This is a genomic window from Treponema endosymbiont of Eucomonympha sp., from assembly GCF_001028545.1.
The window spans coordinates 1-532 of the sequence record NZ_BBPW01000495.1; the positions used below are offsets into that span (position 1 = coordinate 1).

A 532-nucleotide genomic window follows, 5' to 3' on the forward strand; every position below is an offset into this window, starting at 1 on the left:
CCAAACATTCCGGCATGATGCGGATTGTTACCGCCGGTTTGATTTGCCTGTTTCGCTGCCTTAATTCCCTTGCCTTTGCCGCAAATTCCTTAAGCGCTGCCGGTGTCGATGCCGGGCAGTCGGCGGTATATGTTATCGGCTGCCTTGCCGCCGCCCTGATTTCTTTTAGCTGCTCTTTAGTCGGCTTTTGTCCACTGCTTATTGTTAGCGTTGTCATGCCCATAGTAGCTCCTTTTTTCCGCTCTGTTTGCGGTTCGTGCCGATATAATGCGCGTATTCTCTCCGCGCTCCGTGTAGACTACAAATAAAACCTTCCCCGCCATGCCTAACGTTTGCCATCGTGCCTCGCCGGTGGTGTTGCCCTCGCTGTCGTCTGCTCTCTCTATTCTTTGGCTGTCTCCAAAAACAAGGGCGGCTGTTGACAAGTGGATTTTGTGAATTTTCCAGTTTATCGCTTCTTTGTCTGGGTCAAATTCTATTTGTCTTGTCATGCTTAACTGTAATACTTTTTATTGTGTTTGTCTATACCGGT

At 48.9% G+C, this 532-nt stretch carries 2 protein-coding genes; both read right to left on the reverse strand.

Annotation, left to right across the window (positions count from 1 at the left end; translation table 11 throughout):
• A partial coding sequence (locus AWU74_RS12885) for a hypothetical protein (RefSeq protein ID WP_162505053.1) occupies positions 1-217 on the reverse strand: 217 nt, incomplete at its 3' end.
• On the reverse strand, positions 177-491 hold the full coding sequence (locus AWU74_RS07750) for a BrnT family toxin (RefSeq protein WP_059370430.1): 315 nt from the start codon (positions 489-491) through the stop codon (positions 177-179). The genes AWU74_RS07750 and AWU74_RS12885, both read right to left, overlap by 41 nt.
• Positions 492-532: the final 41 nt, after the last annotated feature.